The 1,535-nt window shown below is 73.6% G+C and carries 2 protein-coding genes; one reads left to right on the plus strand and one right to left on the minus strand.

Annotated elements, in window-relative coordinates:
- Positions 1–64: 64 nt before the first annotated feature.
- Positions 65–337, minus strand: coding sequence for a hypothetical protein (locus MFF42_RS25915; RefSeq protein ID WP_238258832.1), 273 nt, complete (start codon positions 335–337; stop codon positions 65–67).
- Positions 338–493: 156 nt separating this feature from the next.
- Between MFF42_RS25915 and MFF42_RS25920 the strand changes: the two genes are divergently transcribed.
- Positions 494–1,381, plus strand: a complete 888-nt coding sequence (locus MFF42_RS25920) for a DUF6502 family protein (RefSeq protein WP_238258833.1) — start codon at positions 494–496, stop codon at positions 1,379–1,381.
- Positions 1,382–1,535: the final 154 nt, after the last annotated feature.

Genomic DNA, 1,535 nt, shown 5'->3' on the forward strand with positions numbered 1-1,535 from the left:
CGCGGCGGACGAAGCCGGCGCGCGGCGAGGCCCGCCGTGGGAAAGGCCGTCTCCATGGCGGCCCTCATCGGGCCGTCCCCCGGACGAGCATGGGCCGTATCGCTTGGCCGCGCGGCGCGGCGAGGCCGGTATCGGAGGCCGCCGAGATCCTGAAGGACGCGACCCGGTCGGCGGCGAAGGCCCGGATGGCGGGCAATCCGAGCGCTGCCGACAGACAGGCGGCGAGAACGGCGCCGCGGAGCAGCGGCCGAACGGTTCCGGACAGGATCGGACGGGGGCGAGCGGCGAGCAGGAGCGGCGTCTCGCCCGGCACGCTTCGGGGTCTCAGTTCGATCATGGCGGCGCCTTCCGATTGCCTGAGTTGCATGTGGGAAAATTGACCACGAAGTGTTACGTGTGCAAAAATCCCACGACAAGCGGAAATTCCATCGCTTTGGTGCCAGGGCGCACATCGTGGGATTGTCTCCCACACCACGACCATTAAGGTCGGGCCATGTCTCAGCTGACCGAACCTGCCCCGTCTCCGGACGGCGCCGCGCTGCACGGCCCGGTGGCCCGCCTGCTGCGGCCGCTCGTGCGCCTGCTGGTGCAGCGGGGCATCACCTTCCCGGCCCTGACCAACCTGCTGCGCGAACTCTACGTGAACGTCGCCGAGTACGATTTCGCCCTGCCCGGCAAGGAGCAGACCGACAGCCGGGTCAGCCTGCTGACGGGGATCCACCGCAAGGAGGTGCGCCGCCTGCGCGGGGCGGGCGCGCCGGTGAGCCAGGTGCCCGCGACGGTCTCGCGCACGAGCCGGATCATCGCCCGCTGGGTCGCCGCGCCCGAATTCACCGACGGCCAGGGCCGGCCGCTGCCGCTGCCGCGCTCCGCCGACGACGCGTCGCCCTCCTTCGAGAGCCTCGTGGCGGGCGTGACCAAGGACGTGCGGCCCCGCGCCGTGCTCGACGAGTGGCTCGACCGCGGCCTCGCCATCCTCGACCCGGAGGGCCGGGTGCGCCTGCTGGAGGCGGCCTACCTGCCCAAGGGCGGGGACGAGCCGCAGCTCTACTATTTCGGGCGCAACCTGCACGACCACATCGCGGCCGCCGCCGAGAACGTCGCCGCCCCCTCCCCGCGCTTCTTCGAGCGCGCCGTCCATTACGACGGCCTCTCCGACGGGCTCGCCGCGCGGCTGGAGGAGCGGGCGCGGGAGATCGCGATGGGGGCGCTGAAGCAGGCCAACGCCGAGGCGCACGCCGCCTGCGCGGAGGATGCCGGCGGACGCCACCGCTGGAATTTCGGCATCTACGTCTACCGGGAGGAGGTGCCCGCCCGCGATCCCGGCACGGTGACCGGCCCGGATAGCGCGTCGGACGCGGCGGAGGGCCGCGCGCCTTGAGCCGCCTCCCCCCGACCCGCCGCGGGCTGCTGGCGCTGCTCGCCGGCACCGTTCTGTGGCGGCCGCACCCCGCATGGCCGCAGACGCCCGGTGCCCCCGCTCAGGACCCCGCCGGGGACCGCGGCATCGGCGGCACCGGCGCGGGCGCCCTCGA

This window comes from Methylorubrum podarium (assembly GCF_022179745.1).
GTDB lineage: Bacteria > Pseudomonadota > Alphaproteobacteria > Rhizobiales > Beijerinckiaceae > Methylobacterium > Methylobacterium podarium.

What these genes read in the sequence shown, in the direction of transcription:
- MFF42_RS25915 (WP_238258832.1), bottom strand. Translation starts at nt 337, where the DNA reads ATGATCGAACTGAGACCCCGAAGCGTGCCGGGCGAGACGCCGCTCCTG.
- MFF42_RS25920 (WP_238258833.1), top strand. Translation starts at nt 494, where the DNA reads ATGTCTCAGCTGACCGAACCTGCCCCGTCTCCGGACGGCGCCGCGCTG.